General features: G+C 73.5%; 24 protein-coding genes. 10 read left to right on the forward strand and 14 right to left on the reverse strand.

The features are described 5' to 3' along the window. Nucleotides 1-11 precede the first annotated feature (11 nt). Complete coding sequence (locus ACF9IK_RS31710) at nt 12-767, forward strand: ABC transporter permease (RefSeq protein ID WP_395297505.1); 756 nt, start codon at nt 12-14, stop codon at nt 765-767. A gap of 90 nt (nt 768-857) precedes the next feature. Here the strand turns inward: ACF9IK_RS31710 and ACF9IK_RS31715 are convergent, their stop codons facing one another. The 7 genes from ACF9IK_RS31715 to ACF9IK_RS31745 are packed head-to-tail and all read right to left on the reverse strand — an operon-like array spanning nt 858 to nt 8,690. Then, nucleotides 858-2,132, reverse strand: a complete 1,275-nt coding sequence (locus ACF9IK_RS31715; RefSeq protein WP_395297506.1) for an AMP-binding protein — start codon at nt 2,130-2,132, stop codon at nt 858-860. Next, on the reverse strand, nt 2,125-3,108 hold the full coding sequence (locus ACF9IK_RS31720; protein WP_395297507.1) for an aldo/keto reductase family protein: 984 nt from the start codon (nt 3,106-3,108) through the stop codon (nt 2,125-2,127). The genes ACF9IK_RS31715 and ACF9IK_RS31720 overlap by 8 nt, the downstream gene beginning before the upstream one ends. Nucleotides 3,109-3,114: 6 nt before the next feature. Further along, nucleotides 3,115-4,644 (reverse strand): FAD-dependent monooxygenase, encoded by a 1,530-nt coding sequence (locus ACF9IK_RS31725; RefSeq protein WP_395297508.1) that lies wholly within the window; start codon nt 4,642-4,644, stop codon nt 3,115-3,117. 11 nt (nt 4,645-4,655) lie between these two features. Further along, a complete protein-coding gene (locus ACF9IK_RS31730; protein WP_395297509.1) occupies nt 4,656-5,834 on the reverse strand; it encodes a nucleotide disphospho-sugar-binding domain-containing protein in 1,179 nt (392 codons plus the stop codon). 16 nt (nt 5,835-5,850) lie between these two features. Further along, nucleotides 5,851-6,876 (reverse strand): methyltransferase, encoded by a 1,026-nt coding sequence (locus tag ACF9IK_RS31735; RefSeq protein ID WP_395297510.1) that lies wholly within the window; start codon nt 6,874-6,876, stop codon nt 5,851-5,853. After that, on the reverse strand, nt 6,873-7,646 hold the full coding sequence (locus ACF9IK_RS31740; RefSeq protein ID WP_395297511.1) for an NAD-dependent epimerase/dehydratase family protein: 774 nt from the start codon (nt 7,644-7,646) through the stop codon (nt 6,873-6,875). The genes ACF9IK_RS31735 and ACF9IK_RS31740 overlap by 4 nt, the downstream gene beginning before the upstream one ends. 9 nt (nt 7,647-7,655) lie before the next feature. Beyond that, nucleotides 7,656-8,690, reverse strand: coding sequence for a methyltransferase (locus ACF9IK_RS31745; RefSeq protein WP_395297512.1), 1,035 nt, complete (start codon nt 8,688-8,690; stop codon nt 7,656-7,658). Between the two features lie 471 nt (nt 8,691-9,161). Here ACF9IK_RS31745 and ACF9IK_RS31750 point away from each other — a divergent pair, with 471 nt between their 5' ends. Then, a complete protein-coding gene (locus tag ACF9IK_RS31750; protein WP_395297513.1) occupies nt 9,162-10,064 on the forward strand; it encodes an AfsR/SARP family transcriptional regulator in 903 nt (300 codons plus the stop codon). A 26-nt stretch (nt 10,065-10,090) separates the two neighbouring features. On the opposite strand, the gene ACF9IK_RS31755 is transcribed toward ACF9IK_RS31750, so the two are convergent. Then, nucleotides 10,091-10,843 (reverse strand): TylF/MycF/NovP-related O-methyltransferase, encoded by a 753-nt coding sequence (locus ACF9IK_RS31755; RefSeq protein WP_395297514.1) that lies wholly within the window; start codon nt 10,841-10,843, stop codon nt 10,091-10,093. Nucleotides 10,844-11,048: 205 nt separating this feature from the next. On the opposite strand from ACF9IK_RS31755, the gene ACF9IK_RS31760 reads away from it, so the two are divergent. From ACF9IK_RS31760 to ACF9IK_RS31775, 4 genes are read left to right on the forward strand one after another with little or no spacing between them, the layout of a single operon-like run. Then, nucleotides 11,049-12,116, forward strand: a complete 1,068-nt coding sequence (locus tag ACF9IK_RS31760) for a glucose-1-phosphate thymidylyltransferase (protein ID WP_395297515.1) — start codon at nt 11,049-11,051, stop codon at nt 12,114-12,116. After that, the gene (rfbB, locus tag ACF9IK_RS31765) at nt 12,113-13,105 is read left to right on the forward strand and encodes a dTDP-glucose 4,6-dehydratase (RefSeq protein WP_395297516.1); all 993 of its coding nucleotides are present in this window, start codon (nt 12,113-12,115) and stop codon (nt 13,103-13,105) included. Before ACF9IK_RS31760 ends, rfbB begins: the two co-directional genes overlap by 4 nt. Continuing rightward, the gene (locus ACF9IK_RS31770) at nt 13,102-14,370 is read left to right on the forward strand and encodes a beta-ketoacyl-[acyl-carrier-protein] synthase family protein (RefSeq protein WP_395297517.1); all 1,269 of its coding nucleotides are present in this window, start codon (nt 13,102-13,104) and stop codon (nt 14,368-14,370) included. Before rfbB ends, ACF9IK_RS31770 begins: the two co-directional genes overlap by 4 nt. Next, nucleotides 14,367-15,590: a ketosynthase chain-length factor gene (locus ACF9IK_RS31775; RefSeq protein ID WP_395297518.1), complete on the forward strand. Its 1,224-nt coding sequence runs from the start codon at nt 14,367-14,369 to the stop codon at nt 15,588-15,590. Before ACF9IK_RS31770 ends, ACF9IK_RS31775 begins: the two co-directional genes overlap by 4 nt. 86 nt (nt 15,591-15,676) lie before the next feature. Here ACF9IK_RS31775 and ACF9IK_RS31780 read toward each other — a convergent pair whose 3' ends face one another. Next, a complete protein-coding gene (locus tag ACF9IK_RS31780) occupies nt 15,677-16,129 on the reverse strand; it encodes a MoaF-related domain-containing protein (protein WP_395297519.1) in 453 nt (150 codons plus the stop codon). Nucleotides 16,130-16,433: 304 nt separating this feature from the next. Here ACF9IK_RS31780 and ACF9IK_RS31785 point away from each other — a divergent pair, with 304 nt between their 5' ends. After that, entirely contained in the window at nt 16,434-17,072 is a 639-nt protein-coding gene (locus ACF9IK_RS31785) for a hypothetical protein (RefSeq protein WP_395297520.1), read from the forward strand. 445 nt (nt 17,073-17,517) lie between these two features. Here ACF9IK_RS31785 and ACF9IK_RS31790 read toward each other — a convergent pair whose 3' ends face one another. From ACF9IK_RS31790 to ACF9IK_RS31810, 5 genes are read right to left on the reverse strand one after another with little or no spacing between them, the layout of a single operon-like run. After that, complete coding sequence (locus tag ACF9IK_RS31790) at nt 17,518-17,949, reverse strand: nuclear transport factor 2 family protein (RefSeq protein WP_395297521.1); 432 nt, start codon at nt 17,947-17,949, stop codon at nt 17,518-17,520. Between the two features lie 4 nt (nt 17,950-17,953). Continuing rightward, the gene (locus ACF9IK_RS31795; RefSeq protein WP_395297522.1) at nt 17,954-19,240 is read right to left on the reverse strand and encodes an FAD-dependent monooxygenase; all 1,287 of its coding nucleotides are present in this window, start codon (nt 19,238-19,240) and stop codon (nt 17,954-17,956) included. After that, a complete protein-coding gene (locus ACF9IK_RS31800) occupies nt 19,224-19,997 on the reverse strand; it encodes an NAD-dependent epimerase/dehydratase family protein (protein WP_395297523.1) in 774 nt (257 codons plus the stop codon). Before ACF9IK_RS31800 ends, ACF9IK_RS31795 begins: the two co-directional genes overlap by 17 nt. A gap of 9 nt (nt 19,998-20,006) precedes the next feature. Beyond that, nucleotides 20,007-20,987, reverse strand: a complete 981-nt coding sequence (locus ACF9IK_RS31805) for a Gfo/Idh/MocA family protein (RefSeq protein WP_395297524.1) — start codon at nt 20,985-20,987, stop codon at nt 20,007-20,009. After that, a complete protein-coding gene (locus ACF9IK_RS31810; protein ID WP_395297525.1) occupies nt 20,975-22,390 on the reverse strand; it encodes an NDP-hexose 2,3-dehydratase family protein in 1,416 nt (471 codons plus the stop codon). Before ACF9IK_RS31810 ends, ACF9IK_RS31805 begins: the two co-directional genes overlap by 13 nt. Before the next feature lie 192 nt (nt 22,391-22,582). Here ACF9IK_RS31810 and ACF9IK_RS31815 point away from each other — a divergent pair, with 192 nt between their 5' ends. The 3 genes from ACF9IK_RS31815 (at nt 22,583) to ACF9IK_RS31825 (ending at nt 24,433) form a co-directional block, all read left to right on the forward strand. Next, nucleotides 22,583-22,834 (forward strand): acyl carrier protein, encoded by a 252-nt coding sequence (locus ACF9IK_RS31815; protein ID WP_395297526.1) that lies wholly within the window; start codon nt 22,583-22,585, stop codon nt 22,832-22,834. Next, nucleotides 22,834-23,580: an SDR family oxidoreductase gene (locus tag ACF9IK_RS31820; protein ID WP_395297527.1), complete on the forward strand. Its 747-nt coding sequence runs from the start codon at nt 22,834-22,836 to the stop codon at nt 23,578-23,580. The genes ACF9IK_RS31815 and ACF9IK_RS31820 overlap by 1 nt, the downstream gene beginning before the upstream one ends. 73 nt (nt 23,581-23,653) lie before the next feature. Further along, nucleotides 23,654-24,433: a cyclase family protein gene (locus ACF9IK_RS31825; protein ID WP_395297528.1), complete on the forward strand. Its 780-nt coding sequence runs from the start codon at nt 23,654-23,656 to the stop codon at nt 24,431-24,433. Nucleotides 24,434-24,530 lie beyond the last annotated feature (97 nt).

The raw sequence follows: 24,530 nt of genomic DNA on the forward strand, positions 1-24,530 counted from the left end.
CAGAGGCCGACATGCAGACCCTCCGTGACACCCTGCTCGTCTTCGACAACCAGGTCCGCTTCACCTTCCGCAACAAGATCACGATCGTCCTCGGTCTGGTCCAGCCCGTCCTCTACCTCCTGCTCTTCGGCCCGCTGCTGACGAAGGTCGGCGGCATGGGCGGCGACGGCGACACCTGGCAGACCTTCGTCCCCGGCGTGCTGGTCTACCTCGCCCTCTTCGGCGCCGGCTTCTGCGGGTTCGGCATCATCTCGGACGTCCGCTCCGGCGTGATCGAGCGGCTGCGGGTCACCCCGGTCAGCCGCTTCGCCCTGCTGATGGGGCGGGTCGGCCGCGAGGTCGCGATCCTGCTCACCCAGTCGGCGATCATCGTCGTGGTCGGCGTGCTGCTCGGCCTGCGGGCCGGCGTGCTCGGCGTCCTGGCCGCCGTCGTCCTCGTCGTCCTGCTGGGCATCGCGCTGGCCTCGCTCTCGCTCGCGCTCGGCGTCGCCCTCAAGTCCGAGGACCAGTTCGCCCCGCTGCTCACCTCGGCCGCCCTGCCGATCATGCTGCTCGCCGGCATCCTGCTGCCGATGAGCCTCGCCCCGACCTGGCTGGACGTCATCTCGCGGCTCAACCCGCTGCGGTACGTGGTGGAGGCCATCCGCGACCTGTTCGCCGGCCACTACGCCACCGCGGCCGTGCTGGAGGGAACGCTCGTCTCCGTTCTCCTGGCCGCCGTCTGCGTCTACGTCGGCACCCGCACCTTCGCCCGCGAGAACGCCTGACGGGAGCGGTCGCACCCGTACCGCGGAGGAGCCCGAGGAGCCGTCCAGGCTCCTCGGGCTCCTCCGTCGCGCCGGCACCCGGGGCGGCTCTCACTCCGGCAGGCGGCCCTCCAGGTAGACGTACCCCTCGCGGTCGACCCGGCCCACGTCCCCGGTGCGCAGCCAGCCGCCGTCCAGCGCCCGCCGGGTGGCGGCGGGGTCGCGCCAGTACCCGCTCATCATGTGCGGCGCGCGCAGCCGGAGCTCGCCGGAGCGGCCGGCCGGTCGCCGCTCGCCGTCCGGGCCGCAGACCCGCACGTCCACGGTGGGCAGCGGCTGCCCCACCGAGCCGAGCAGCTCCGGCCGCGGGCCCGCCGCCGCCCGGTGGTCCTCCTGCCGCAGCAGGCTGATCGCGCGGACCTCGCTGCTCACGTAGTTCTGCGAGAGGATCGGCCCGAACGTTTCCACCGCCCGCCGCACCACGGACGCGGGCACCGGCCCGTTCCCGTACGGCAGGTAGCGCAGGCTCGACAGGTCGGTGCGGTCGAGGTCCGGGTGGGCGACCAGCTCGGTGAAGTGGTGCGCGGGCAGGTAGGTGCTGGTGATCCGCTCCGACGCCACGGTGGCCAGCACCCGGCCGGCGTCGAAGCCGTTCATCAGCATGACCGTGCAGCCCGCGCGCATCAGCATCAGTGCGACCTCGCCGCCGTTGCCGGCCAGCGGGCTGACCGCCAGCGTGGTCACCCCGGCCGGGAAGTCGCCGAGTTCGCCCTCGTGCGGGCGCCGCCAGGTCACGTTCATCGCGGCGAACCGGTGGACCGCGCCGCGGCGCGGTCCGGTGGTGCCGCGGGAGTACGCCACCAGGGCGACGTCCTGCTCCCGGGCGCGCGGGCGCATCGGTCCGCCCGGCATCCGCGCCGCCAGGGCGGACAGGTCGGTGCCGAAGCCGGGCACGCCGAGGGAGAGCACGCCGGGCTCCGGCGCGCCCAGCGCCGCGGCGCCCCGGCGGTCGACCACGAAGACCGCCGGCCGCTGCTCCGCGGCCACCACGCGGGACGCCGCCACGTCCGCCGGGTCGCCCGCGTGCAGCGGAACGAACCGGCAGCCCAGCAGGTGGGCGGCCAGTCGCACGGCGACGTGCTCGGGGGAGTTGCCGGCCAGGCAGACCACACCCTCGCGGTGGGTCATCCCCATGTCCTCCAGGGCCCGCGCGATCCGGCTGCTCTGCTCCACCAGCTCGCCGAAGCTCACCAGCCGGTCGCCGTCCCGCAAAGCGGTGCGGCCCGGCCACCGGCGCAGGCCCTCGAAGAGCTCGGCCGCGTACCGGGACGGCTCGCCGCGCCCGGTGCGCTCCTCGGTCAGCAGCGACCGCCGCGGCTCAGCCATCGGAGCCCCCGCCGGACACCACCGGGCCGAGGACGTCGTCGATCCGCGCCATCAGCCCCGGTTCGAGCTTGACCCCGGACGCGGCGGCGTTCTCCCGGACCTGCTCCGGCCGGGAGGCGCCGATCACGGCACCGGCCACGTTCGGCCGGTGCAGCACCCAGGCCACCGCGAGCTGGGACGGCGTCAGACCGGCCTCGGCGGCGACCGGCTCCAGCCGGGCGACCCGCTCCAGGACCTCGTCGGTCAGCAGCCGGCGCATGAACCTAGCCCGGCCGCCGACCAGTTCGGCCGCGCCGCGGGAGCCGTCCGGCGCGGGGGCGCCCGGCCGGTACTTCCCGGTGAGCACTCCCTGGGCGAGCGTGAAGTACGGGATCTGGCCGATCCCCAGCGGTTCGCAGACCGGGATCACCTCGGCCTCCGGCTCGCGCCACAGCGCCGAGTACTGCGGCATGTTGTAGACCAGCTGGACGTTCATCGAGCGGGCCAGCGCGGCCGCCTCGGCGATCTGCGGCGCCGTCCATTCGGAGACGCCGATGTAGAGCACCTTGCCCGCCCGGACCAGGTCCGCGAAGGCGGACACGGTCTCCTCCAGCGGCGTGTTCGGGTCGTACCGGTGCGCCGTGTAGAGGTCGACGTAGTCGGTGCCGAGCCGGCGCAGCGAGGCGTGCAGGGCCTCGCGGACGTGCTTGCGGGACAGGCCCGAGCCGTTGGGCCCGGTGCCGGTGGGGAAGAAGACCTTGGTGCAGATCACCACGCCGTCCCGCGGCTCGCCGGCCAGGGCGCGCCCGAGCAGTTGCTCGGAGCGCCCCATGCCGTAGATGTCCGCGGTGTCGAAGGTGGTGATCCCGCTGTCCAGAGCGGCCCGCAGGCAGCCGAGCACGCTCTCGTCGGGCGTGCTGTCCTGCGGGTAGAGCAGGTTGCCGAAGACGACCTCGCTGATCCGCAGCCCGCTGCGGCCCAGGTGCCGGTGTTCCATGGTGCGTTACCTCCAGTCCTGTGGCCCGAACCAGCGGGCCAGGGCCGCGGTCAGCCCGTCGGTCGCGGCCGCCCCGGGCTCGGCCGCCGCCCAGGCGACGTGGCCGTCCGGGCGGACCAGCAGGGCCGCCGGTGCGCCGCCCTGCGGGGGCCGGGCCGCGGTGACGTCGATCCGCCCGTGCCAGGGGGCGGCCGCCCGGGCCGGCCCGCCGCCGGCGGTCAGGTCGATCAGCACGCCGCGGCCGCGGCGCAGCAGTTCGGCGGGGCGGGTGGCCAGGCCGTCCGCCTCCAGTTCGAGATCCGGGGCGAAGCGGCCCACCAGCGGATGCCGCCCGCCGGTGCCGCCGTCCGCGGCCGCGCCGTCGTCCGGGCCCTCCTCGTCGCCGTAGCGCAGGTCGATACCGTTGAGGGCGGCGGTGAGGTGCCGGTTGGTGTCCTCCAGGAACAGCAGCTCCTCGAAGACCTCGCGCAGCGCGGTGACGTGGTGCTCGTCCGGGTTCATCAGTGCCAGCTGCGCCCGGGTGTACAGCAGCACCCGTTCGACGGCGCGGTGCCGTTCCCGGTGGTAGCTGTCGAGCAGGCCGGGCGGCGCCCAGCCGTGGATCTCGGCGGCCAGCTTCCAGCCCAGGTTCACGGCGTCGTGGACGCCGGTGTTCAGGCCCTGGCCGCCGATCGGGAAGTGGATGTGGGCGGCGTCCCCGGCCAGCAGCACCCGGCCGGACCGGTAGCTCTCGGCGAGCCGGGTCGCGTCGCTGAACCGGGACATCCACAGCACCGGTTCCACCAGGTCGAGTTCGCGTCCGTACACGCGGTGCGCGGCGGTCCGCAGCTCCTCCAGGGTGACCGGCTCGTCGGCCGGAGGGTGGGGGCGGCCGTACTCGATGACGACCACCCGTCCGATCCCGCCCTCCGGCGGGAAGGCGAGGACCACCACGCCGTTCTCGGTGCGCTGCCAGCGCTTGGGCACGTCCCGCTCGGTGAGCGTCACGTAGCCGATCAGCGCGCTCACCGAGGGCGCGAACCCGGGGAAGCCGATGCCGGCGAGCCGGCGCACCGTGCTGCGGCCGCCGTCGCAGCCCACCAGGTAGCGGGCCCGGACGCGCCGCTCGCCCGCCGGGGTGGCCAGGGTGACGGTGACCCCGTCGGCGTCCTGGGCCAGGCCGGTGAGCTCGTGGCCGCGCCGGACCTCGGTGTCCAGGGCGGCGGCGTGCTCGGCGAGCAGTTCCTCCGTCCGGGACTGCGGCACCAGGAGGCTGTACGGGTGCCTGGTCTCCACCAGGCTGTGGTCCAGGCCGCGGCTGAAGATGCCGCCGAAGGGCAGGCCGGAGACGGTGGCCATGCCGTCCTTGAACCGCTCCAGCAGGCCGCGCATGTCCAGGTACTCGACCGTGCGGGTGTGCAGCACCCCCGCCCGGTCGTGGCCGGCCGGCTCGGTGAGCTTCTCGACCACCAGGACGCGGACGCCGGCCAGGCGCAGTTCCGCCGCGAGCATCAGGCCGACCGGCCCGCTGCCCGCGACGACGACGTCGTACTCCATCGTTCCTCCTCTCAGCCGGTGATGTCCCCGGCGGCACCGTCGCACAGCCACGCCTCGATCCGGTCGACCGCCGACGCCAGCGGGGGCATGGCGAGGATCTCCTCGCGCAGCCCGCGCGAGGCGGCGAGCTGAGGCGCGCCGGGCCGGACCAGCTCGGCCACCGCCGAGCGGATCGCCGGGACGTCCGCGTGCTCGGCGGTCAGCTGGACGCAGGCGCCCGCCGCCTCCAACAGGTCGGAGTTGAGCCGCTGTTCGAACAGGTGCGGCATGGTCAGCTGCGGCACGCCGAAGCGGGCCGCGGAGAGCACGGTGGTGGCGCCGCCGTGGTGGACCACCGCCGAGCAGCCGGGCAGGACGGTGTGGATCGGCAGGTCCTGCACGATCCGCACTCCGGGCCGCTCGCCGAGCAGCTCCCGCTCGGCGGCGGTGACCGCCAGCACCGGCTCCACGTCGAGCCCGGCGAGCGCGTCGAGGATCTTCGGGACGAGGAACATCTCGGGCTGGTCGGTCGCGGTGGAGGTGAAGGTGCCCCAGGTGATGCAGACCCGGGGCCGCTCCGGCCGCTCCAGCGCCCAGGACGGCACCGTGCCCGGCCCGTTGTAGGGCACGTACTCCATCGGCAGCGACGGGCCGGGCGCGGTGATCCGCAGACTCGGCGGCGTCGGGTCGACGGCGAGCCGGTCGAAGGCCTCGGGGGCCTCGGCCCCGTACAGCGCGTACGTCGGGCCGAGGCGTTCCAGGACGTGGTGGGCGAGCCACTTGCCGGGGTCGGTGCCGTAGAGGTCCGGCCCCCAGGCGTGCCGGACCACCGGGGCGCCCACCACCTGGCCGGCCACCGAGGCGGCGAACGCGACCGGGTCGCGGACGACGAGGTCCGGCCGCCAGGCGTCGGCGAGCGCGACCACATCGGGCGCCATCATCTCGGCCACCCGGTGGAAGATCGTGATGATCGCGTCCCGCGTCCGGTACAGCGCGGGATCGGTCTCCGCCACGAACTTGCGGTGCAGCCGGGCGAAGTCGAGGTCCGGCCCGACCGGCACGGCCGTCATCCCGGAGGCCAGGACGGTCTCCACGACGTGCGGCTGGGCCGCGACCCGCACCTCGTGGCCGGCGGCGCGGAAGGCCCAGGCGAGCGGGGCCATGAACATGTAGTGCGACGGCCAGGCCGCCGTCGTGAACAGGACGCGCACAGCGACTCCGCGGGGGTCAGGAGGGCTTGGCCGCGATCAGGACGCGGTCCCCGGTCAGGGAGTCGACCGGTTCGGCCGACACGAAGGCGAATCCGGCGTCCTCCGCGTAGCGGCGGCACTCCGCGACGGTGTACTCGGAGCCGCCGTCGCGCATGATCCCGCAGTTGAGGCTCTGCAGCAGCGAGACGGCGTCGGTGCGCCCGTCGTCGAGCATCGCGTCGTAGACGACGACGATCCCGCCGGGGTTCACGGCCTCGAACACCCGCTTCAGCAGCTCGGCCCGGGCGGCCGGCGGCCAGTCGTGCAGGACGTGGCCGATGATCGCGACGTCGGAGGCCGGGGCGGTGTCGGCGAAGAAGTCGCCGCCGACGAAGCGGACCTTCCCGGCGGTGCCGAGCGCGTCCATGTGCTCGTCGAACAGCGGCTCCACCTGCGGCAGGTCGAACACCGCCCCGCTCAGGTGCGGGTGGACCCGGACCAGGTGGGCGGCCACGTTGCCGCGCGCCCCGCCGACGTCGACGAAGGAGGTGTGGCGGGACCAGTCCACGCAGCGGTCCAGCTCGTGGGCGACGAAGCTGTTGAAGGCGTCCATGTGGCCCATCAGGCCGCGCACGCCGTCGAGGTTCTCGAAGTCCTTGCGGAAGTCCCGTTGGACCTTGGCCGGCTCGTTGCGCAGCACATCGGTCAGCGAGGCCCAGGAACGGTAGTGCAGCCGGGAGTGCTGGGCGATCGAGCCGCCGAGGTAGCGCGGGCTGCCGGGGACGAGGAACTCGGCGGCCTCCGGGTGGTTGGCGTACCGGCCGTCGTGGCGCTCCAGCAGGCCGAGGCCGACCAGCGAGTCCAGGAAGTCGCCGCCCGGCCGGGCACGCAGGCCGAGCCGCTCGAACAGCTCCTCCGCGGTGGCCGGGCCCTCGGTGAGCAGCCCGAAGAGGTCGAGCTCCACGGCGCTCTGCAGCACCTTCGCCTGGAAGTAGGAGGTGTTCAGCCGCAGCAGCGCGCGGGCCACCGAGGCCGGGCCGGAGGTCTGGGCGAGGACGGTCATGTCATGCCTTTCGAGTCAGCGGGGTAAGGGGGATCGGGGGTTTCCAGGTAGCGGTCGATGACCGTCCGGAAGTAGTCGGGCCCGAAGGCGGGCCGGGTCTCGGCGGGCAGCAGCCGGAGCAGCTTCTCGTTGGAGACCGAGTGGTCGTCGGCGACGTCCACGGTCTGCTTCGCGGCGGTGGTGCCCAGCCGGGCCTCCAGATGGGCGATGATTTCCTCGATCGGCACCGCGTGCCCCGAGGCGACGTTCACCACCTCGCGGGAGACGCCGGCGGTGAGCAGCGCGTCGATGACCGCGACCACGTCGAGGACGTGCACCACGTCGCGCCGCGCCCCGCGGTGCACCCGCACCGAGCCGGCGCGGATCTGCGCGACCAGTGAGGGCAGCAGTTGGTGGCTGCGCTGGGCCCGGCCGACGGTGTAGGCGAGCCGCAGGACGAGGGTGTCGACGCCCGAGGCGCGCAGCACCCCCTCCATCGCCAGCTTGTGGCGCCCGTAGGGGGAGTTGGGGAAGACCGGCCGGTCCTCGCGGCTGCGGTGGCTGCCGGCGCCGTACATGCCGCTGGCGCAGGTGGAGAAGTAGACCAGCCGTCGGCCGTCCCGTCGGCAGCGGTCGAGGACCCGGTAGAGCAGCTCGGCCTCGCGGGCGAACTCCGCGTCGGCGGTGCTGTGTCCGCTGGACACGCCGGCCGCGAAGACCACCGTGCCGGGGTGGGCCGACGCCAGCGGCTTGAGGCTGCCGGCGAGGAAGCCGCGTCCGACGATCTCCATGTCGCTCCCTCAGCGGCGTTCGGCGATCAGCACCCGCAGCGGGTTGTGCGGCAGGGTGTGCTGGGTGGGCCGGGTGAAGCCGGCCGCGACGACCATCTCCTCGTACGCGGAGACGGGGTGCACCTGGCCCTCGGAGGTCCAGGCGAGCATGAGCGCGGAGAACAGGTGGGGGACCGGGTCGCGGTGCGGCGCGGTGTCGTCGGTGCTGATGGCGATGGCCACCAGCTTGCCGCCGGGCCGCAGGGCGCTGCCGGCGCGGGCGAGCAGCTCGGTCGCGCGGGCGGTCGAGAAGTGGTGCAGGACGTTGGCGACCACCACGACGTCGTACGGTCCGCCGAGCGGGACCTCGAACATGTCGCCGGGGAGGAAGTGGGCGCGGTCGCGGACGCCGAGCCGCTCGGCATTGGCCTCGGTGACGGCGAGCACGTTGGGCCAGTCCAGGGACCAGACCTGGGCGCGGGGGTCGCGGGCGGCCAGGGTGTAGCCGTAGAGGCCGTGCCCGCAGGCGACGTCGAGCACCCGGGGGGCGTCCTGCCCCGGGGCGCTCGGCGCCGGGAGCACCGCGTCGGCGACCAGGTCGGCGATCGGCTGGGTGTTGAGCGTGCCCAGCGCGGCGAAGTCCTCCCAGAAGGTGTAGGAGGGCGTCTCGGCGTTCTGCTCCATCACCGTGCCGCCGTTGCGGACGGCTTCGCCGAGCCGCTTGACGGCGTCCCACTCGTAGTCGCTGGCGGCGAGGCGGACGGCGTGGCCGTAGTAGTCGGGGTGGGTGCTGACGAGGATGCTGTCCGCGCCCGGGGCGAGCCGGAACCGGTCGCCCTCCGTCTCCAGCAGGCCGATCGCGGCGAGGGCGTTCAGCAGGATGTGGACGGCGCGGGGGTCCGCGCCGCAGGCGGCGGCGACCTCCTTGGGCACGGCCGGGCCGTCGGCGAGGGCGTCGAAGACCTTGAGGTCGACGCCGGCGCGCAGGACGCCGGTCTTGCGGACCGCGGACATCATGGTGAGGAGGTCCTGCCTGGTGACGGTCGGTACTCGGTCGTCGGTCATCCGGTCTCCCTGGTTTGAGCGGGAACTGACGGTTCGCCAGAGCATCGTGTGGCTGCGGGCTGGCGATCCGCTTGAGCCGCGGTGGAGGCCGTCGGCGCTCCGGAGCGGGCCGCGGGTGTGATGCAGATCACACTGACATGGCCATGATGTACGCCGGGTGATCGGGCGCGCGGGCCGTCAAGGGGTCGTCCCGGGTCGGGCCAGCGGCTTTGCCAAATCCACACATTTGTGACCCGGGGTTTGCCTGAGCCTCGCGGATACGCTCCGTGCCCGCACGGCCGGAGCCTCGGTCGGGCCGTCGGCATTGTCCGTTCATGGTGGTTGACCAGCGGCTTTGCGGGAATGGCCATAGAGGCGGCCGCGCCGGACGGGCCTGGTGGCCCCCGAGGAACAATCTTGACGTAGGCAAATAATCTCATGACACTAGTCTCACGAGAGTTTGATCACCGACGGAATTCCCGGGGGCTTGAAATGATCACGAGCGACCGTTCCGAGTGCTTCACGATCCAGGTGTTGGGTGCCCTGAAGCTCCGCACCGCCGGCGGGGCCAACATGGTGGACGACCTCACCGCGCCCAAGCCGCGCAAGATCATCGCGCTGCTCGTCATGCAGGCGAACCGCGTCGTCCCGACCGCCGCGATGGCCCGCGAGCTGTGGGGCGACAACCCGCCCGCCAGCGTCCAGACCACCCTCCAGACCTACGTCCTCCAGGTGCGCCGGATGCTCAGCCGCGCCCTCGGCATCTCCGCCGCCGAGGTCGCCCGCACCGTGCTGGTCACCAAGTTCGGCGGCTACCAGCTGATCATCCGGCACGGGAACATCGACGCCCACGAGTTCGAGCGGCTGCTCGCCGAGGGGCGGCAGGCGCTCGCCGACGGTAGCGACGAGACGGCCGTCCGGCTGCTCACCGAGGCCCTCGAACTCTGGTGCGGTGCACCACTGGTGGACGTCAAGCCCGGACCGCTGCTGGACGCCGAGATCCGCCGCCTGGAGGAGAACCGCCTCACCGCGCTGATGCAGCGGGTCGACGCGCGGCTGCGGCTCGGCCGTCACCACGAACTCCCCGGCGAACTGGCCTCGCTCGTCGGCCAGTACCCGATGAACGAGAACCTGCACGCCCAGTACATGCTCGCGCTCTACCGCTGCGGCCGCTGCCCCGAGGCGCTGGAGGTCTTCCGCCGGCTGCGCGACCACATGGTCGGCGAGCTCGGCCTCGAACCCTCGCTGCGGATCCAGAGCCTGCACCGCGCGATGCTGGCCGCCGACCCCGCCCTGGAGTACGGCCCCGACCGCGCCGACGGCAACCTGCTGCTCGACCGGCTCGGCGGGGCGCCCGCGGCACCCGGCCCCTGGGCGTCCCGCCTCGCCAGCTAGCGCTTGTCCGGCGATCCCGCAGACCCCTAGGCCGCCCGGCGCCAGTGGACGCCGTGGCCGTCGATCGGCACGATCGGCTCCCGCACCCCGTGCCGTTCACGGAAGTCCGCGACCGCCCGCCGGCACGGCTCGATGTTGTAGTCGTCCACGATCACGAAGCCCCCGACCGACAGCTTCGGGTAGAGGTGGGTCAGCGCGTCCGTGGTCGACTCGTAGAGGTCCCCGTCCAGCCGCATCACCGCCAGCGAGTCGATCGGTGCCGACGGCAGCGTCTGCTCGAACCACCCCTCCAGGAAACCCACCTGGTCGTCCAGCAGCTGGTAGCGGGCGAAGTTCTCCGCCACCTCCTCGCGCGTCACCTTGAGCACCCCGTTGATCCGGTGCAGCGCCATCTCGCGGTCCAGGGGGTGGCTCCCGGAGTGCACCACCGGAACGCCCTCGAAGGAATCCGCCACCCAGACCCGGCGGTCCCGCACGCCGTACGCCTCCAGCACGGCCCGCATCAGGATGCAGACCCCGCCGCGCCACACGCCCGTCTCGATCAGATCGCCGGGAACGCCGTCCTCCAGCACCCTGGCGACACAGGACTGGACGTTGTCCAGCCGTTGCAGCCCCACCATCGTGTGCGCGGTCGTGGGCAGGTCCCTCCCCGACGCGCGCAGGTCCGTGTCGTAGCCGTCGACGTCGCCGTACCAGCCGACCGGCGCGTCCTCGTAGATCACGTTCGCGAGCACCCGCTTCATCAGGTTCAGGTACAGCTCGCCACCGTGTGGAACCACGTCTCCTCCTAGAGCCGAAATGCGGCCGATGAACCGGGGCGCCGATCACCGGGGGCAAGAAACGTACGGCCGTGCACTCGAACTCCACTCGAAAGCCGGGGCACCTGCGGACCGGGGTGCTTCGAGTGCGACTCGACCGGGCCTGTGGGGGCGGCGGGATACCAAGGGGAGGAACGCATCCCGGCCCGCAGAGAGAGGAACTGCCTTGAAGGCTCTGGTCCTGGCCGGCGGCATGGGCACCCGGCTGCGCCCGCTCACCCATGCCATGCCCAAGCAACTCGTCCCCGTCGTCAACAAACCGGTCCTCTTCCACGGTCTGGAGCAGATCGGGCGGGCCGGCGTCACCGAGGCCGCCGTCATCGTCGGCGACTGGCACCGCGAGATCCGGGAGGCGGTCGGCGACGGCTCCCGTTTCGGCCTGGAGATCACCTGGATCCAGCAGGAGGCGCCGTTCGGCCTGGCGCACTGCGTACTGCTGGCCCGGGAGTTCCTCGCCGACGACGACTTCGTGATGTACCTCGGCGACAACGTCTTCTCGGACGGCATCGCCGACCTGGCCGACGCCTTCCGCCGCACCCGCCCCGACGCCCAGGTGGCGGTGGTCCGGGTGCCGAACCCCGAGGAGTACGGCATCGTCGAGGCCGGTCCGGACGGCCGGGTCACCGCGCTCCGGGAGAAGCCCCGGGCGCCGCGCGGCAACCTCGCGGTGGCCGGCGCGTACTTCTTCTCCCCCCTGGTCCACGACGCGGTCGCCCGGATCGAGCCGAGTCTGCGCGGCGAGTGGGAGATCACCGACGCCATCCAGCTGATGGTCGCCGAGGGCCGCGACGTGCGGGCCGCGGAGATCACCGGGTGGTGGCGGGACACCGGGAGGATCGACGACATCCTCGACTGCAACCGGCTGCTGCTCGACCGGGTGGAGACGGCCGTCACGGGCACCGTCGACGAGGCCAGCACCGTGCTCGGCGCCGTCGTGATCGAGCCCGGCGCCCGGGTGGTCCGCTCGCACCTGCGCGGACCCCTGGTCATCGGCGCCGGTACGGTGGTCGAGGACAGCTACATCGGCCCGCACACCTCGATCGGCGCGGACTGCGTGCTCACCGACGCCGGCCTCTCGCACACCATCGTGCTCGACCGGGCCACCGTCACCGACGTCAACGGCATCCACGGCTCGGTCATCGGCCGCTCCGCCCGGGTCGGGATCTCCCCGCCGGGCGACGGACGGCACCGCCTCGTCGTCGGCGACCACACCGAACTCCGCGTGCTCGCATGAGGATCCTGGTCACCGGCGGTGCCGGGTTCATCGGCTCCCACTACGTGCGCAGCCTGCTCTCCGGGGCCTACCCCGGCTACGAACGGGCCGACGTCACCGTGGTCGACAAGCTCACCTACGCAGGCAACACCGCCAACCTCCCGTTGGCCGACCCCCGCCTGACCCTGGTCCGTGCCGACGTCTGCGACCGGTCCGCGCTGCTCGACGTGCTGCCCGGGCACGACGCGGTGGTGCACTTCGCCGCCGAGTCGCACGTCGACCGCTCCATCGCGGAGGCCTCGGTCTTCGCCCACACCAACGTGGTCGGCACCCAGACCGTCCTGGACGCCTGCCTGAGCGCCCGGGTCCCGCGGATGGTCCACGTCTCCACCGACGAGGTGTACGGCTCCATCGCCCGGGGCTCCTGGACCGAGGACCGCCCCCTGCTGCCCAACTCCCCGTACGCGGCCTCCAAGGCCGGTGCCGACCTGATGGCCCGCGCCTACTTCCGCACCCACGGCCTCGACGTCTCGGTCACCCGCTGCTCCAACAACTACGGCACGCACCAGCACCCGGAGAAGGTCATCCCGCGGTTCGTCACCGCCCTGCTCGACGGCGGGCACGTCCCGCTCTACGGCGACGGCCTCAACGTGCGCGAGTGGCTGCACGTCGACGACCACTGCCGGGCCGTCCAACTCGTCCTGGAGAAGGGCGAGCCGGGGGAGGCGTACAACGTCGGCGGCGCCGAGCTCACCAACCGGGAGCTCACCGGCCGGCTGCTCGACCTCTGCGGTGCCGGCTGGGACCGCGTCCGCACGGTGCCCGACCGCAAGGGCCACGACCGGCGCTACTCCGTGGACGACACCCGCATCCGAACCCGGCTCGGCTTCGAACCGGGCATCCCGCTCGACCAGGGCCTGGCCGACACCGTCCGCTGGTACCGCGACCACCGCGACTGGTGGCAGCCGGCCCCGCACCCCACCCCGAACCCCGGGGAAGGAGACCGATGAACAGGCGCGTCGTCATCACCGGCATCGGGCTGGTGGCCCCCGGCGGAACCGGCACCAAGGCCTTCTGGGAGCTCATCACCTCCGGCCGGACGGCGACCCGGCCCATCTCCCTCTTCGACGCCACCGCGTTCCGTTCCCGGGTCGCGGCCGAGTGCGACTTCGACCCGGTACTGCACGGCCTGACCCCGCAGGAGGTCCGGCGGATGGACCGGGCCACCCAGTTCGCGGCGGTCGCCACCGACGAGGCGGTCGCCGACGCCGCCCTGGCGTACGACGTCGTCGACCCGGGCCGGCTCGGCGTCACCGTCGGCAGTGCCGTCGGCTGCACCACCAGCCTGGAGCGCGAGTACGTCGCCGTCAGCGACGGCGGGCGGAACTGGCTCGTCGACCACGGCTACGCCGTGCCGCACCTCTACGGCCACCTGGTGCCCAGCTCGATGGCGGCCGAGATCGCCCGGCGGGTCGGCGCCGAGGGCCCGGCCGCCGTGGTCTCCACCGGCTGCACCTCAGGCCTCGACTCGGTCGCCCACGCCCGCGAGCTGATCGCCGAGGGCAGCGCCGACGTCATGGTGGCCGGCGCCACCGACGCCCCCATCTCCCCGATCACCCTCGCCTGCTTCGACGCCATCCGGGCCACCACGCCCCGCAACGACGACCCGGAGCACGCCTCCCGGCCCTTCGACGTCACCCGCAACGGCTTCGTGCTCGGCGAGGGCTCGGCGATCTTCGTCCTGGAGGAGTACGGGCACGCGGTGCGCCGCGGTGCCCCCGTCTACGCCGAGATCACCGGCTTCGCCTCCCGCTGCAACGCCTTCCACATGACCGGACTGCGTCCCGACGGCAGGGAGATGGCCGAGGCGATCCGGCTCGCCCTGGCCGAGGCCGGCGCCCGGCCCGCCGACATCGACTACGTCAACGCGCACGGCTCGGGCACCAAGCAGAACGACCGGCACGAGACCGCCGCCGTCAAGCTGGCCCTCGGCGCCCGCGCCTACGAGACGCCGATGAGCTCCATCAAGTCGATGATCGGACACTCCCTCGGCGCCATCGGCGCGATCGAGATCGCCGCCTGCGCCCTCGCCCTGCGGCACGGCGTCGTGCCGCCCACCGCCAACCTGCACACCCCCGACCCGGAGTGCGACCTCGACTACGTGCCGCTGCACGCCCGGCGCCAGGACCTCGACACCGTCCTGACCGTCGGCAGCGGCTTCGGCGGCTTCCAGAGCGCCATGGTGCTCGCCCGGCCCGAGGAGCGCGCCGCATGACCGCCGTCGTCACCGGCCTCGGCGTCCTCGCCCCCAACGGCGTGGGACTGGAGGCCTACTGGGCCGCCACGCTGCGCGGCGAGAGCGGCATCGACCGGCTCACCCGGTTCGACCCGGAGCCCTACCCGTCCCGCCTGGCCGGCGAGATCACCGGGTTCGACCCGGCGGCCCTGCTGCCCAACCGGCTCCTCCCGCAGACCGACCCGGTCACCCGGCTCTCCCTGGTGGCCGCCGAGTGGGCGCTGGCCGACGCCGACCTCGACCCCGCAGAACTGTCCGAGTACGACATCGGCGTGGTCACCGCCAATACCGCCGGCGGCTTCGAGTTCGGCCAGCGCGAACTGCAGAACCTCTGGTCCAAGGGCGGCGCCCACGTCAGCGCCTACCAGTCCTTCGCCTGGTTCTACGCCGTCAACACCGGCCAGATCTCCATCCGGCACGGCATGCGCGGCCCCAGCGGCGTGGTGGTGGCCGACGGTGCCGGCGGCCTGGACGCGATCGCGCAGGCCCGGCGGCTGATCCGCAAGGGCACTCCGGTCGTGGTCAGCGGCGCCGTCGACGGCTCGCTCTGCCCCTGGAGCTGGACCGCCCAGCTCACCAGCGGCACGCTGAGCACCCGGGAGGACCCGGCCGCCGCCTACCTGCCCTTCGACGACCGGGCCTGCGGCCACGTCGTCGGCGAGGGCGGTGCCATCCTGGTCCTGGAGGACGCCGGGGCCGCCCGGTCCCGCGGCGCGCGGATCCACGGCCGCCTCACCGGCTACGGCACCTCCTTCGACGGCCACACCGCACCCGAGCGCGGCGCGGACCGCGGCGCCGGGCTCGGCCGCGCCGCCCGCCAGGCGCTCGACCAGGCCGGCTGGCGGCCCGCCGACGTCGACGTGGTCTTCGCCGACGCCGCCGGGACGCCCGCCGCCGACCGCGCCGAGGCGTCAGCGCTGGCCGACCTGTTCGGTCCGCACGGAGTGCCGGTCACCGCGCCCAAGACCATGACCGGCCGGCTCGCGGCCGGCAGCGGCCCGCTGGACGTCGCCACCGCGCTGCTCGCCCTGCGCGACCAGGTGATCCCGCCGACCGCCAACGTCCGCCGGCCGGCGGCCGGGTACGCGCTCGACCTGGTCACCGCGCCGCGCCGGCAGCCGCTGCAGCGCGCGCTGGTGCTCGCCCGCGGGCACGGCGGCTTCAACTCGGCGGTGGCCGTCGAGGCCCCGGCGGCCTGAGCGGTGCCGGCCACGCCGAACGGGCCGGGGCCCCACCCGCGGGTGGGGCCCCGGCACCGGACACGTGGTCCGGACTCGGATCCGGGCTAGGAGACCTGGGTGAGGGCCGCGTGGTAGACCGCCCCCGAACGGGTGCCGGTGCTGTCGGTCGAGGTGACGTAGAACTCCACCGTGTGCTTGTCGAAGTCGGCGACCTGACTGACGGTCACGTCGCCGGGCTCGACCCAGGAGATGAAGTACTGCTTCGGGCCGGTCTGCACGGCCAGGTCGGGGACGGTGAAGGTTCTTCCCGGGGCGGAGCCCTTGACGGTGAGGCCGGTCACCGACGTGCCGTCCGCCGAGAAGGTGTTGCGGTAGACGGCGCCGGTGTCCACGGTCACCAGATACGCGTGACCGGCGAACGGAGGGAGGTGGTCGGGCCTGTTCCGGGAGCCGGCGTCCGGGTGCTGCGCGGCGGACGCCTGGTTGGCGACGAGCGTGGCCGTACCGGTGAGGGAGAGGGCGGCGGCGGCCGCGACAGCGGCGAATTTGTGCTTCATGGGATTCCTTCCAGGGGATCCGGGAGTGCGGTGCGGTTCGGTACGCGATGGATCAGGCGGACCAACGTGGCTGATCCGCAAGGGAGTTCTTCCACGCTCGCATGGTGCTCATGCCGCAGGAGGAACCCGGTAGTCGAACTTGCCCACGAGCATGCGACCGCCGCAGTCGACTGCCGGTTCCCGCGCCCCGGACGGTCCGGACGATCACCCGGTTGATCCCAGCACCAGTCCGTCCGGGAGGTCGGGAAACGGGAGCGCTGACCGGGGGAACTTCGGCGTTCCGGGCCTGGTAGAACACTGACCTGTGGGTATTCAGGAGCGCGAACGCAAGATGTATCGGCCGCTGCGGCGGGCCGGCCTTGAGGTGATCCCGAACGCCGTGCCCGACGGCACGATGCCGATCGTCCTCGGATACCGTCCCGAGGACTCCGTCGGTCGCTTCTCTCGCCCCTACGAGACCCCACGGCTTGTCGAGCGTCTCAACGAGGACTGGTACGACCTGGCTGTTTCCTCTGGTCTCCTCGACCAGCGGCGCGAGTTCCTCGTCATGCTTCCGGAGGACACCCGTACGCACGACGCCTTCTTGCAGGACTTGCGCTGGGGCCGCCGCGCCGCACCGGCGGCCTGGACCAGGGTCCGGCTCCTGGAGTGCTGGGACATCATGGGTCGGGGTGCGGCATCGGCGTTCCTCGGCGTTCGAGCGGGCCATCCGGGCTTCGGCATGATGGCGCTCGACAGCAGCGTGTACATCAGCTGCTCGACGGGTGAGATCGGCGTCGACGTCGTCGCGGTGGGCCACCCGGACCGCTCGGAGAACGTCCTGCGGGAGTTGGAATGGTATGCCCGTTGGGACCATCCCCGCGCCGACAAGGAGTTGCAGAAGCGAATCGCCGTCTGGCTCGCGGGCCGCGCACCAAGTGCCGTCAGCCGTTCCGGACGATGACCACGCGGCCCCGGTGGCCGAGGCCGGCCAGGGTCGTCGCTGTCCAGCTGATCACGTGACCACTCCATCGCCCAGTCGTTCACGCGGTCATGGGCCGGGGTGACCTGACAGGTGCCGAATGGGAGCGGCTTCGACGTCAAGCACTGGTTCCTCGCGTACACCTTCCCGTCTCGCTTGCCGGACCCGAACCGTCCGGCAGTGTCAGTCCGTCCCGGCGTTGTCTGGGCTGCTACCACCCGTCTCGGCATCCTCCGAGACGAACTGCCTGCAGCTTCAACCAGGTTGCTGCGACGACCCGGCGGTGACGGTCTCTCACCTCACTCGACTCCATGGCGCCTCGTGGCGCACCCACTCGCTACGGCAAACGCGGCTACGTCCACCTCGGCACCGCCACAGCAGCAGCCCGCACCATCGGGCTGCGAGCGTGATCGCCTGGACAGGTCTTCTAGTGGCCGTCCCGGGTCACCACCCGGGTGCGGACCCGCCAGCCGCCGTCCGCGCGGACCAGCACGTCCTCGCAGACACAGGCGCGGTGCAGCCGCGGCTCGCCGCCGCGTGGCGTCAGGTACACCAGGGCGTAGCAGCGCACGGAGACGCTGCCGTCCGGCTGCTCCTCGACGTCCAGCATGCCGTGCCAGTGCCGGTGGGTCTCGCCCGCCGCCTCCTGGGCGGCCCGGGCCCGGCGGGCCCCCTCGGCCAGCTCGGCGCGGCCGCGGCTCGGCGCGGGCCGGCCGGGCAGCTGGAATGTGCCGTCCTCAGTGAACGTGGCGGCCCACTCCTCGGCCCGGCCGCCGTCCAGCAGCTGCATGTGTCGGGCGTAGAACTGCTCGATGTCGGCACGCAGCCGCTCCAGCGGCACCGACGTGGTCTCGTTCATCGGGTCAACTCCGTTTCTTCTCAAGGAACTCGGTGGAATCGGTGGCCACGGCGCCGGCTGCGGCGAACAGCTCGGAGCGGACCTGCGCCGCCGGGTTGCCGAAGGCGATCCGGGCGGTGAGCTTGGCGCCGACCGGGGTGTGCTGGACCAGCGAGGCCAGCCGGGGCCGGACCACCCGGGCCACCCGGCCCTGCGAGAGCATCGCCCGGGCCTGCATGGTCTGGATCCGCATCACCTGGTCGATGTCCCGTCCCCGGGGCTCGGCGTAGGCGCGCAGGCGCCCGGCCGTGACGTCACCGGCCCGCACCGCCGCCACCAGCACCGGGTGCAGCAGCGCGGCGTCCTGGATCGCCAGGTTGATGCCCTGCGCGCCGAGCGGGCTGTGGGTGTGCGCGGCGTCCCCGATCAGCACCAGGCCGTCGCGGACCCACTCCCGGGCGCGGCCGGCGAAGACGTCCAGCAGGGTCAGGTCGGTCAGCGCGGTGATCCGCTCGCCCACCGCGTCGGCGTACTCCGGCACGGCCCGCCGGATCTCCTCCTGCACGTACGCCAGCCCGCGCTGTGCCAGCCCGGCGTAGCCGCGGTGCGGCAGCGTCCAGCCGAGCTGCACCGTGTCCGGGTACGACGGGTACGCCAGTACCGGGCGGCCGCCGTCCCGGAACACCCGGACCGCCCGGTCGGGCACCCCGGTGCCGGGCAGCTTGAACCAGAGCACGTCGAAGTCGAACACGTCGTCCCGGTCGGCCGGGATCCCGGCCAGCCGGCGCACCTTGGAGAAGCGGCCGTCCGCACCCACGGTGGCCGCGGCGCGGACGGTGTGCCGCCCGCCCCGCCCCTCGGCCACCGCGCCGCGCACCGCCCCGCCCTCCTCGACCAGCGCCGTCACCCGGCACCCGGTCAGCAGCCGGAACCCGTCGAACTCCTCGCAGCGGGACTGCAGTTCGGCCAGCACGTGCTGCTGCGGCAGGCTCAGCAGCCGCGGGTACGGGCCGGGCAGCCGGGTGTAGTCGATGTCGAGCAGCGCCCGGCCCCGCTCCACCAGCTGGAACCGGTCCAGCCGGTGGCCGCCGCGGGCCTCCGCGGGGGCCAGCACCCCCAGCTGGTCGAGCAGCGCCAGACCGCCCGGCTGAAGGATCTCGCCCCGGTACTCGCGGTCGAGCGAGGCGGACCGCTCCACCACCGCGACCCGCAGGCCGGAGCGGAGCAGCAGCAGGGCGAGCGTCAGGCCGGCCGGTCCGCCGCCGACGACGCAGACGTCCGCGGTGGTCTCGGTCTCAGGGGGTGCGGTCATCGCAGGGCTCCTCGGGGAGTCGGGTCCGGGCGAGACATGCGTCGATCACCCGGCGGTAGTAGTGCGGGCCGAAGCCCAGGCCGGCAGCGGCCGGCACCAGCCGTCGCAACCGCTCGGTGCAGACCGGGTCCTCCGGCGGCACCTCGACGACCTGCCGCTCGGCCCGGACGCCCAGCCGGTGCTCGATGTGCCCGACGATGTCCTCCACCGGGACGGACCAGCCGGAGGCGAGGTTGACCACCCCGCCCGGCGCCCCGACGCCCAGCAGCGCGTCGATCAGCGCCACCGCGTGCCCGACGTCGATCAGGTCGCGCCGTGCCCCGCGGTGCACCCGCACCCGGCCGAGCCGGACCTGGCGCACCAGCGACGGCAGGAACTGGTGGGGGCGCTGCGCCCGGCCCACGGGGTAGGCCAGGCGCAGGATCACGTGCTCCGCGCCGGAGCCGCGGATCACCTCCTCCATGGCGAGCTTGTGCCGCCCGTACGGGGAGGACGGGCGGACCGGCCCGTCCTCCCGGCAGGGCCGGTGCTGGACGCCGTACAGGCCGGCCGAGGAGGTGGAGAAGTACACCAGCCGCCGCCCGCTTCGCCGGCAGCCGGCGAGGGCGTCGTAGAGCAGGCCGGCCTCCCGGGCGAAGCCGGCGTCGGCCTGGCTGGTGCCGCTGGAGACGCCCGCCGCGAAGACCACGGTGTCGGGGTGGCGGGCCACGAGGGGCCGGAGGCTCTGGGCGAGGAACCCGCGGCCGACGATCTGCATCGAGCGCTCCTAGGCAGCGGGAGGGGCCGCGGCGGCGGCCCGGCGGACCTGGTCCAGCAGGTCGGCCTGACGGAGGATGCGGTCGCCGTGGCCGGCGAAGCCGCGCCCGGCGAGGGCGGTCCGGGCGAAGGCGGCCACGATGTTGGCGAAGTGGTCGTCGGCCGGGAGCAGCAGCTCCTCGGTGCCCTCCCGACGCTCGACGCGCAGCACCGGCCGGTGGTCCGGCGGCGGGGTGAACGCGCGGTCGAGGACGGCCGTCCCCTCGCTGCCGGTCAGGCTGTAGCGGCAGCGGTAGTGGTGTTCCATGCCGAACGAGAGCGCGGCGGTCAGCCGCGGCGAGGTCAGCAGGGCCGCGCCGGCGGTGTCCACCCCGGTGGCCGGGTCGTGCCGCAGCACCGCGCCGGCCACCTCCAGCCCGGGGCCGCAGAAGAGCTGCGCCGCGCGGACGGTGTAGGCGCCGAGGTCGAGCAGCGCGCCGCCGCCCAGCTCGGGGCGGTGCCGGATGTCGCCCTCGGGGAGCCGGGGGATGGTGAACTCGGCCGAGAACGAGCGCGGTTCGCCGATCCGTCCGGACTCCACGAGGTCCCGCACCCGGCGGTGGGCGCTGTGGTGGAGGAACATGAAGCTCTCCATCAGCAGCAGTCCGTGTCGCCGGCTGAGCTCGACCACCTCCCGCGCCGGCGCCGGGTCGGTGGTGAGCGGCTTCTCCGCCAGGACGTGCTTGCCGGCCTCCAGCGCCCGGACGATCCACTCCGCGCGCAGCCCGGCGGGCAGCGGCACGTAGACGGCGTCCACGTCCGGGCGGTCGAGCAGCGCCTGGTAGCCGGCGACCGGTTCGGTGCCGAACTCCGCGGCGAACTCCCCGGCCCGCTCGCCGGAGCGGCTGGCCACGGCGGCGACCCGGGTCAGCGGGCTCGCCGTCAGTGCGGGCAGCATCTTGCGCCGGGCGATGGACGCGCAGCCGAGCACTCCGACGTTCAGGCGCTCCACCGGGCCCCCCGATCGCGCAGCGAGCCGAGGCAGGTGACCAGGGTGCGGGCCTCCACCGTGAAGTGGTTGCCGAACTGGATGAACCGCTGCACCTGGTCGGCCGTCACCCAGCGGTAGGCGTCGGGCAGCTCGGCGGGGAAGTCCTCGCCGGCGGCCGTGATCAGGTACCGGTTGGCGCGCCGGAAGAAGCGGCCGCCCTCCTCCGACAGCACCGCCGAGTAGAGCACCCGCTCCGGCGGCGCGGCCAGCACCAGGTCGAGGAAGGGCACCGGCTCCGGCAGGTCGGAGAACCCGTCGGAGACGCACTGCACCGTCGGCGCGAGCTCGACCGCGTCGAAGGTGCCGGGCTGGGACAGGCCCTGCAGCAGAAGTTGCGGTCCGGCGGGGGAGGGGCGCACCACCAGGGCCGCCAGCCCGGTCCGTTCGGCGGCCAGCAGCGGCTGCGTCCACCGGGTGACCTCGCGGTTGCCGGCGACCACGGACACCGCGACGACGCGCTGGTGGCGCCGTCCGGTGTGGGCGATCTCGGTCTCCGTCCGCCGCCACCGGTCCACCCGGTCCAGCGGCACCAGCGTCGTCTCACGCCCCTGTCGGGTCTTCAACTCGTTGAGCCAGCTGAGTACTTCGGTGTCGGAGTGCACTCCCTCGGCGTCCTCGGCGTGCTCGGCCCTCTCGGCCGGCGGCGGCCGCAGCGGGAGCGAGGACAGCACCGTCCGGGCGTCCATGTTGACCAGGTTGTCCACGGCCAGCAGCCGGTGGATCTGGCCCAGCGTCAGCCAGCGCCAGTCCGGGCGCACCTCGACCTCGCCGGTGACCTCGACCACCAGGTTGCGGTTGCGCTTGCGCAGGAAGCTGTCGCCCTGCTCGGACTGGAGCACGTCGGTCAGCACGATGCCAGGGCCCGCGGCCAGGAAGTACTCGATGTACGGGGTGGCCAGGCCCTGGTGGACGCGGGTGTAGTTGCTGCGGGTGGCCTGGACGGTCGGGCCGAGCTGGATCGTGCCGATGTTGCCCGGCTCCATCTTGGCCTGCATCAGGAAGTGCAGGACGCCGTCGAACTCCTTGGCCAGGATGCCGAGGATGCCGGTCTCCGGCTGGCAGATGATGGGCTGCGACCACGCCCGCCCGTCCTCCTCCCGGACCTCCAGGCCGCGGATCGCGAAGAACCTGCCGGTCTCGTGCACGAGGTCCCCGGTGCCGGCCTCGGTGTGCCACTTCTCCAGGCGGTCGAACGGGATCCGCTCGACCCGGAAGGTGCCGGCCCGCCGCCGCTCGGAGAGCCAGCCGGGCACCTCCTCGGCCCCCTCGACGGCCGCCGCCGAGCGGGCCAGCCTGGCGGCCGCCTCCGTCGACGGGTGACGGGCGGGCCGGTCCGCCGTCCTGGTCTCTGCTGCGCGGGCCATCACGGTCCCTTCCGAGCGCGGGTGTGGAGGGGCCCACCGTCCCGCGGCGGCGTCGAGACGGCATCGAGAGGGCGTCGAGGCGGGCTCGAAGCGGGCTGGAGCGGCGTTCGACGCCGATTCGAGCGGGGCTCCGGCGCCGGCGGCCAGGCTCGACGCGGACCACCTCCATCACGACCCGAGGAGCGAACGACCATGATCACCGAAGCCGATCTCAAGCGGATCATGCGCGAGGGGGCCGGCCAGGCCGAGGGGATCGACCTCGACGGCGACATCGCCGACGTGCTCTTCAGCGACCTGGGCTACGACTCGCTCGCCGTCCTGGAGACGGTCAGCCGGATCGAGCGCGAGTACGGCATCCGCATCCCCGAGGACGCCCTCAGCGCCGTCCGGACCCCCGGCGAGTTCCTGGCCGTGGTGAACCGGGCCACCGCCGAGGCGGCCTGATGGCCGAGTGGGAGCACCGGACGGCCCTGATCGCCGGCGGCACCCGCGGGGTCGGCCTGGCCGTCGCCCGCGAGCTCGCCGGCCGCGGCTGCCACGTCTACCTCAACCACGCCCGCGACGACGCCGCTGCGAAGGACGCGCTCGCCGCGCTCGCCGGCCTGCCCGGCCGGGCGACCGTCCTCAAGGGTGACGTCACCCGCCCCGACACCCTGCCGCGCCTGCTGCGGCGTGTCCGGGAGGAGCGCGGCCGCCTCGACGTCTTCGTCCACAGCGCGGCCTCGTTCCACCCGATGGACGCCGCCCGGCCGGACGCCGAGCTGTTCCGGCAGGACGTCACCACCGCGCTCGCGCCGCTGCTCCTGGGCGTCCGCCCGCTGGTCGAGGCCATGGCCGGCGGAGCGGGCCGGATCGTCGCCGTCTCCAGCAACGGCGCCCGGCGCGTCGTCCCGCGCTACCTCGCGGCCGGCGTGGCGAAGGCCGCCCTGGAGGCGCAGATCCGCTACCTCGCCGTCGAACTGGCACCGCTCGGCATCACCGTCAACGCGGTCGCCGCGGCCAAGCTCGACAAGGGCCCCGGCGGCGCCGACGGCGGCGTCCTGCGCGTCCTCGCGGAGCGCACCCCCGGCGGCCGCCTCACCACCCCGGCCGACCTCGCCCGGACGGTGGCCCTGCTCTGTGCGGACGAGGCGTCCTGGATCCACGGCCAGGTGGTCACCGCCGACGGCGGCCTGAGCCTGCGCGCCTGACCCTCCCTCCTTCAGCCCCCCACGACCACGCGGGCCGTCCGCACCGCCCGCGCCCCACCCCCCGAGGAGACCCGTGCGCATCATCGACCTCTCCACCCCGATCGACGCCGCGGGCTGGGAGCCGGAGCCCGTCGAGCACCGCATCATGTCCGCGGCCGAGGGCGCCAAGCACATGAGCGCGGAGATGCTCGAACACTTCGGCCTGGAGTTCGACCCGTCCGTCCTGCCGGACGGCGAGCTCCTCACCATCGACACCCTCACGCTCACCACCCACACGGGCACCCACATCGACGCGCCCTCCCACTACGGCTCGGCCGCCCGCTACGGCGACGGCCGTCCCCGCCACATCGACGAGCTCCCGCTGGAGTGGTTCCACGGCCCCGGCGTCGTCCTGGACCTCGGCGGTGCCGAGCCGGGCGCCGTCGACGCCGCCCACCTGCGCCGCGAACTGGACCGGATCGGCCACACCCTGGCGCCCGGCGACATCGTGCTGCTGCGCACCGGCGCCTCCCGGCTGGCCGGCACCCCGGAGTACTTCAGCCGTTTCACCGGGCTCGACGGCTCGGCCGTCCACTTCCTGCTCGACCGGGGCGTCCGGGTGATCGGCACCGACGCGTTCAGCCTGGACGCACCGTTCCGGATCATGATCGAGGGGTACCGGGAGACCGGCGACCGCAGCCTGCTGTGGCCGGCCCACTTCGCCGGGCGGGAGCGCGAGTACTGCCAGATCGAGCGGCTCGCCCACCTGGAGGACCTGCCCGCCCCGACCGGCTTCACCGTCAGCTGCTTCCCGGTGAAGATCACCGGCGCCGGCGCCGGCTGGACCCGCGCGGTGGCCGTCCTCCCGGCCTGACCCGCGCGGGCGCCCGTGACACGCGGGGGCGTGTCGGGCGGCGGCCTCCCGGCGGGTCGGACCGTCGTTCGGTAAGTTGGTCCGTCACGCTGGGTTT

Origin of the sequence: Kitasatospora hibisci (assembly GCF_043950205.1) — a bacterium.
GTDB lineage: Bacteria > Actinomycetota > Actinomycetes > Streptomycetales > Streptomycetaceae > Kitasatospora > Kitasatospora hibisci.

What these genes read in the sequence shown, in the direction of transcription:
- ACF9IK_RS31710 (WP_395297505.1), top strand. Translation starts at nt 12, where the DNA reads ATGCAGACCCTCCGTGACACCCTGCTCGTCTTCGACAACCAGGTCCGC.
- ACF9IK_RS31715 (WP_395297506.1), bottom strand. Translation starts at nt 2,132, where the DNA reads ATGGCTGAGCCGCGGCGGTCGCTGCTGACCGAGGAGCGCACCGGGCGC.
- ACF9IK_RS31720 (WP_395297507.1), bottom strand. Translation starts at nt 3,108, where the DNA reads ATGGAACACCGGCACCTGGGCCGCAGCGGGCTGCGGATCAGCGAGGTC.
- ACF9IK_RS31725 (WP_395297508.1), bottom strand. Translation starts at nt 4,644, where the DNA reads ATGGAGTACGACGTCGTCGTCGCGGGCAGCGGGCCGGTCGGCCTGATG.
- ACF9IK_RS31735 (WP_395297510.1), bottom strand. Translation starts at nt 6,876, where the DNA reads ATGACCGTCCTCGCCCAGACCTCCGGCCCGGCCTCGGTGGCCCGCGCG.
- ACF9IK_RS31740 (WP_395297511.1), bottom strand. Translation starts at nt 7,646, where the DNA reads ATGGAGATCGTCGGACGCGGCTTCCTCGCCGGCAGCCTCAAGCCGCTG.
- ACF9IK_RS31745 (WP_395297512.1), bottom strand. Translation starts at nt 8,690, where the DNA reads ATGACCGACGACCGAGTACCGACCGTCACCAGGCAGGACCTCCTCACC.
- ACF9IK_RS31750 (WP_395297513.1), top strand. Translation starts at nt 9,162, where the DNA reads ATGATCACGAGCGACCGTTCCGAGTGCTTCACGATCCAGGTGTTGGGT.
- rfbB (WP_395297516.1), top strand. Translation starts at nt 12,113, where the DNA reads ATGAGGATCCTGGTCACCGGCGGTGCCGGGTTCATCGGCTCCCACTAC.
- ACF9IK_RS31770 (WP_395297517.1), top strand. Translation starts at nt 13,102, where the DNA reads ATGAACAGGCGCGTCGTCATCACCGGCATCGGGCTGGTGGCCCCCGGC.
- ACF9IK_RS31775 (WP_395297518.1), top strand. Translation starts at nt 14,367, where the DNA reads ATGACCGCCGTCGTCACCGGCCTCGGCGTCCTCGCCCCCAACGGCGTG.
- ACF9IK_RS31780 (WP_395297519.1), bottom strand. Translation starts at nt 16,129, where the DNA reads ATGAAGCACAAATTCGCCGCTGTCGCGGCCGCCGCCGCCCTCTCCCTC.
- ACF9IK_RS31790 (WP_395297521.1), bottom strand. Translation starts at nt 17,949, where the DNA reads ATGAACGAGACCACGTCGGTGCCGCTGGAGCGGCTGCGTGCCGACATC.
- ACF9IK_RS31795 (WP_395297522.1), bottom strand. Translation starts at nt 19,240, where the DNA reads ATGACCGCACCCCCTGAGACCGAGACCACCGCGGACGTCTGCGTCGTC.
- ACF9IK_RS31800 (WP_395297523.1), bottom strand. Translation starts at nt 19,997, where the DNA reads ATGCAGATCGTCGGCCGCGGGTTCCTCGCCCAGAGCCTCCGGCCCCTC.
- ACF9IK_RS31810 (WP_395297525.1), bottom strand. Translation starts at nt 22,390, where the DNA reads ATGGCCCGCGCAGCAGAGACCAGGACGGCGGACCGGCCCGCCCGTCAC.
- ACF9IK_RS31815 (WP_395297526.1), top strand. Translation starts at nt 22,583, where the DNA reads ATGATCACCGAAGCCGATCTCAAGCGGATCATGCGCGAGGGGGCCGGC.
- ACF9IK_RS31820 (WP_395297527.1), top strand. Translation starts at nt 22,834, where the DNA reads ATGGCCGAGTGGGAGCACCGGACGGCCCTGATCGCCGGCGGCACCCGC.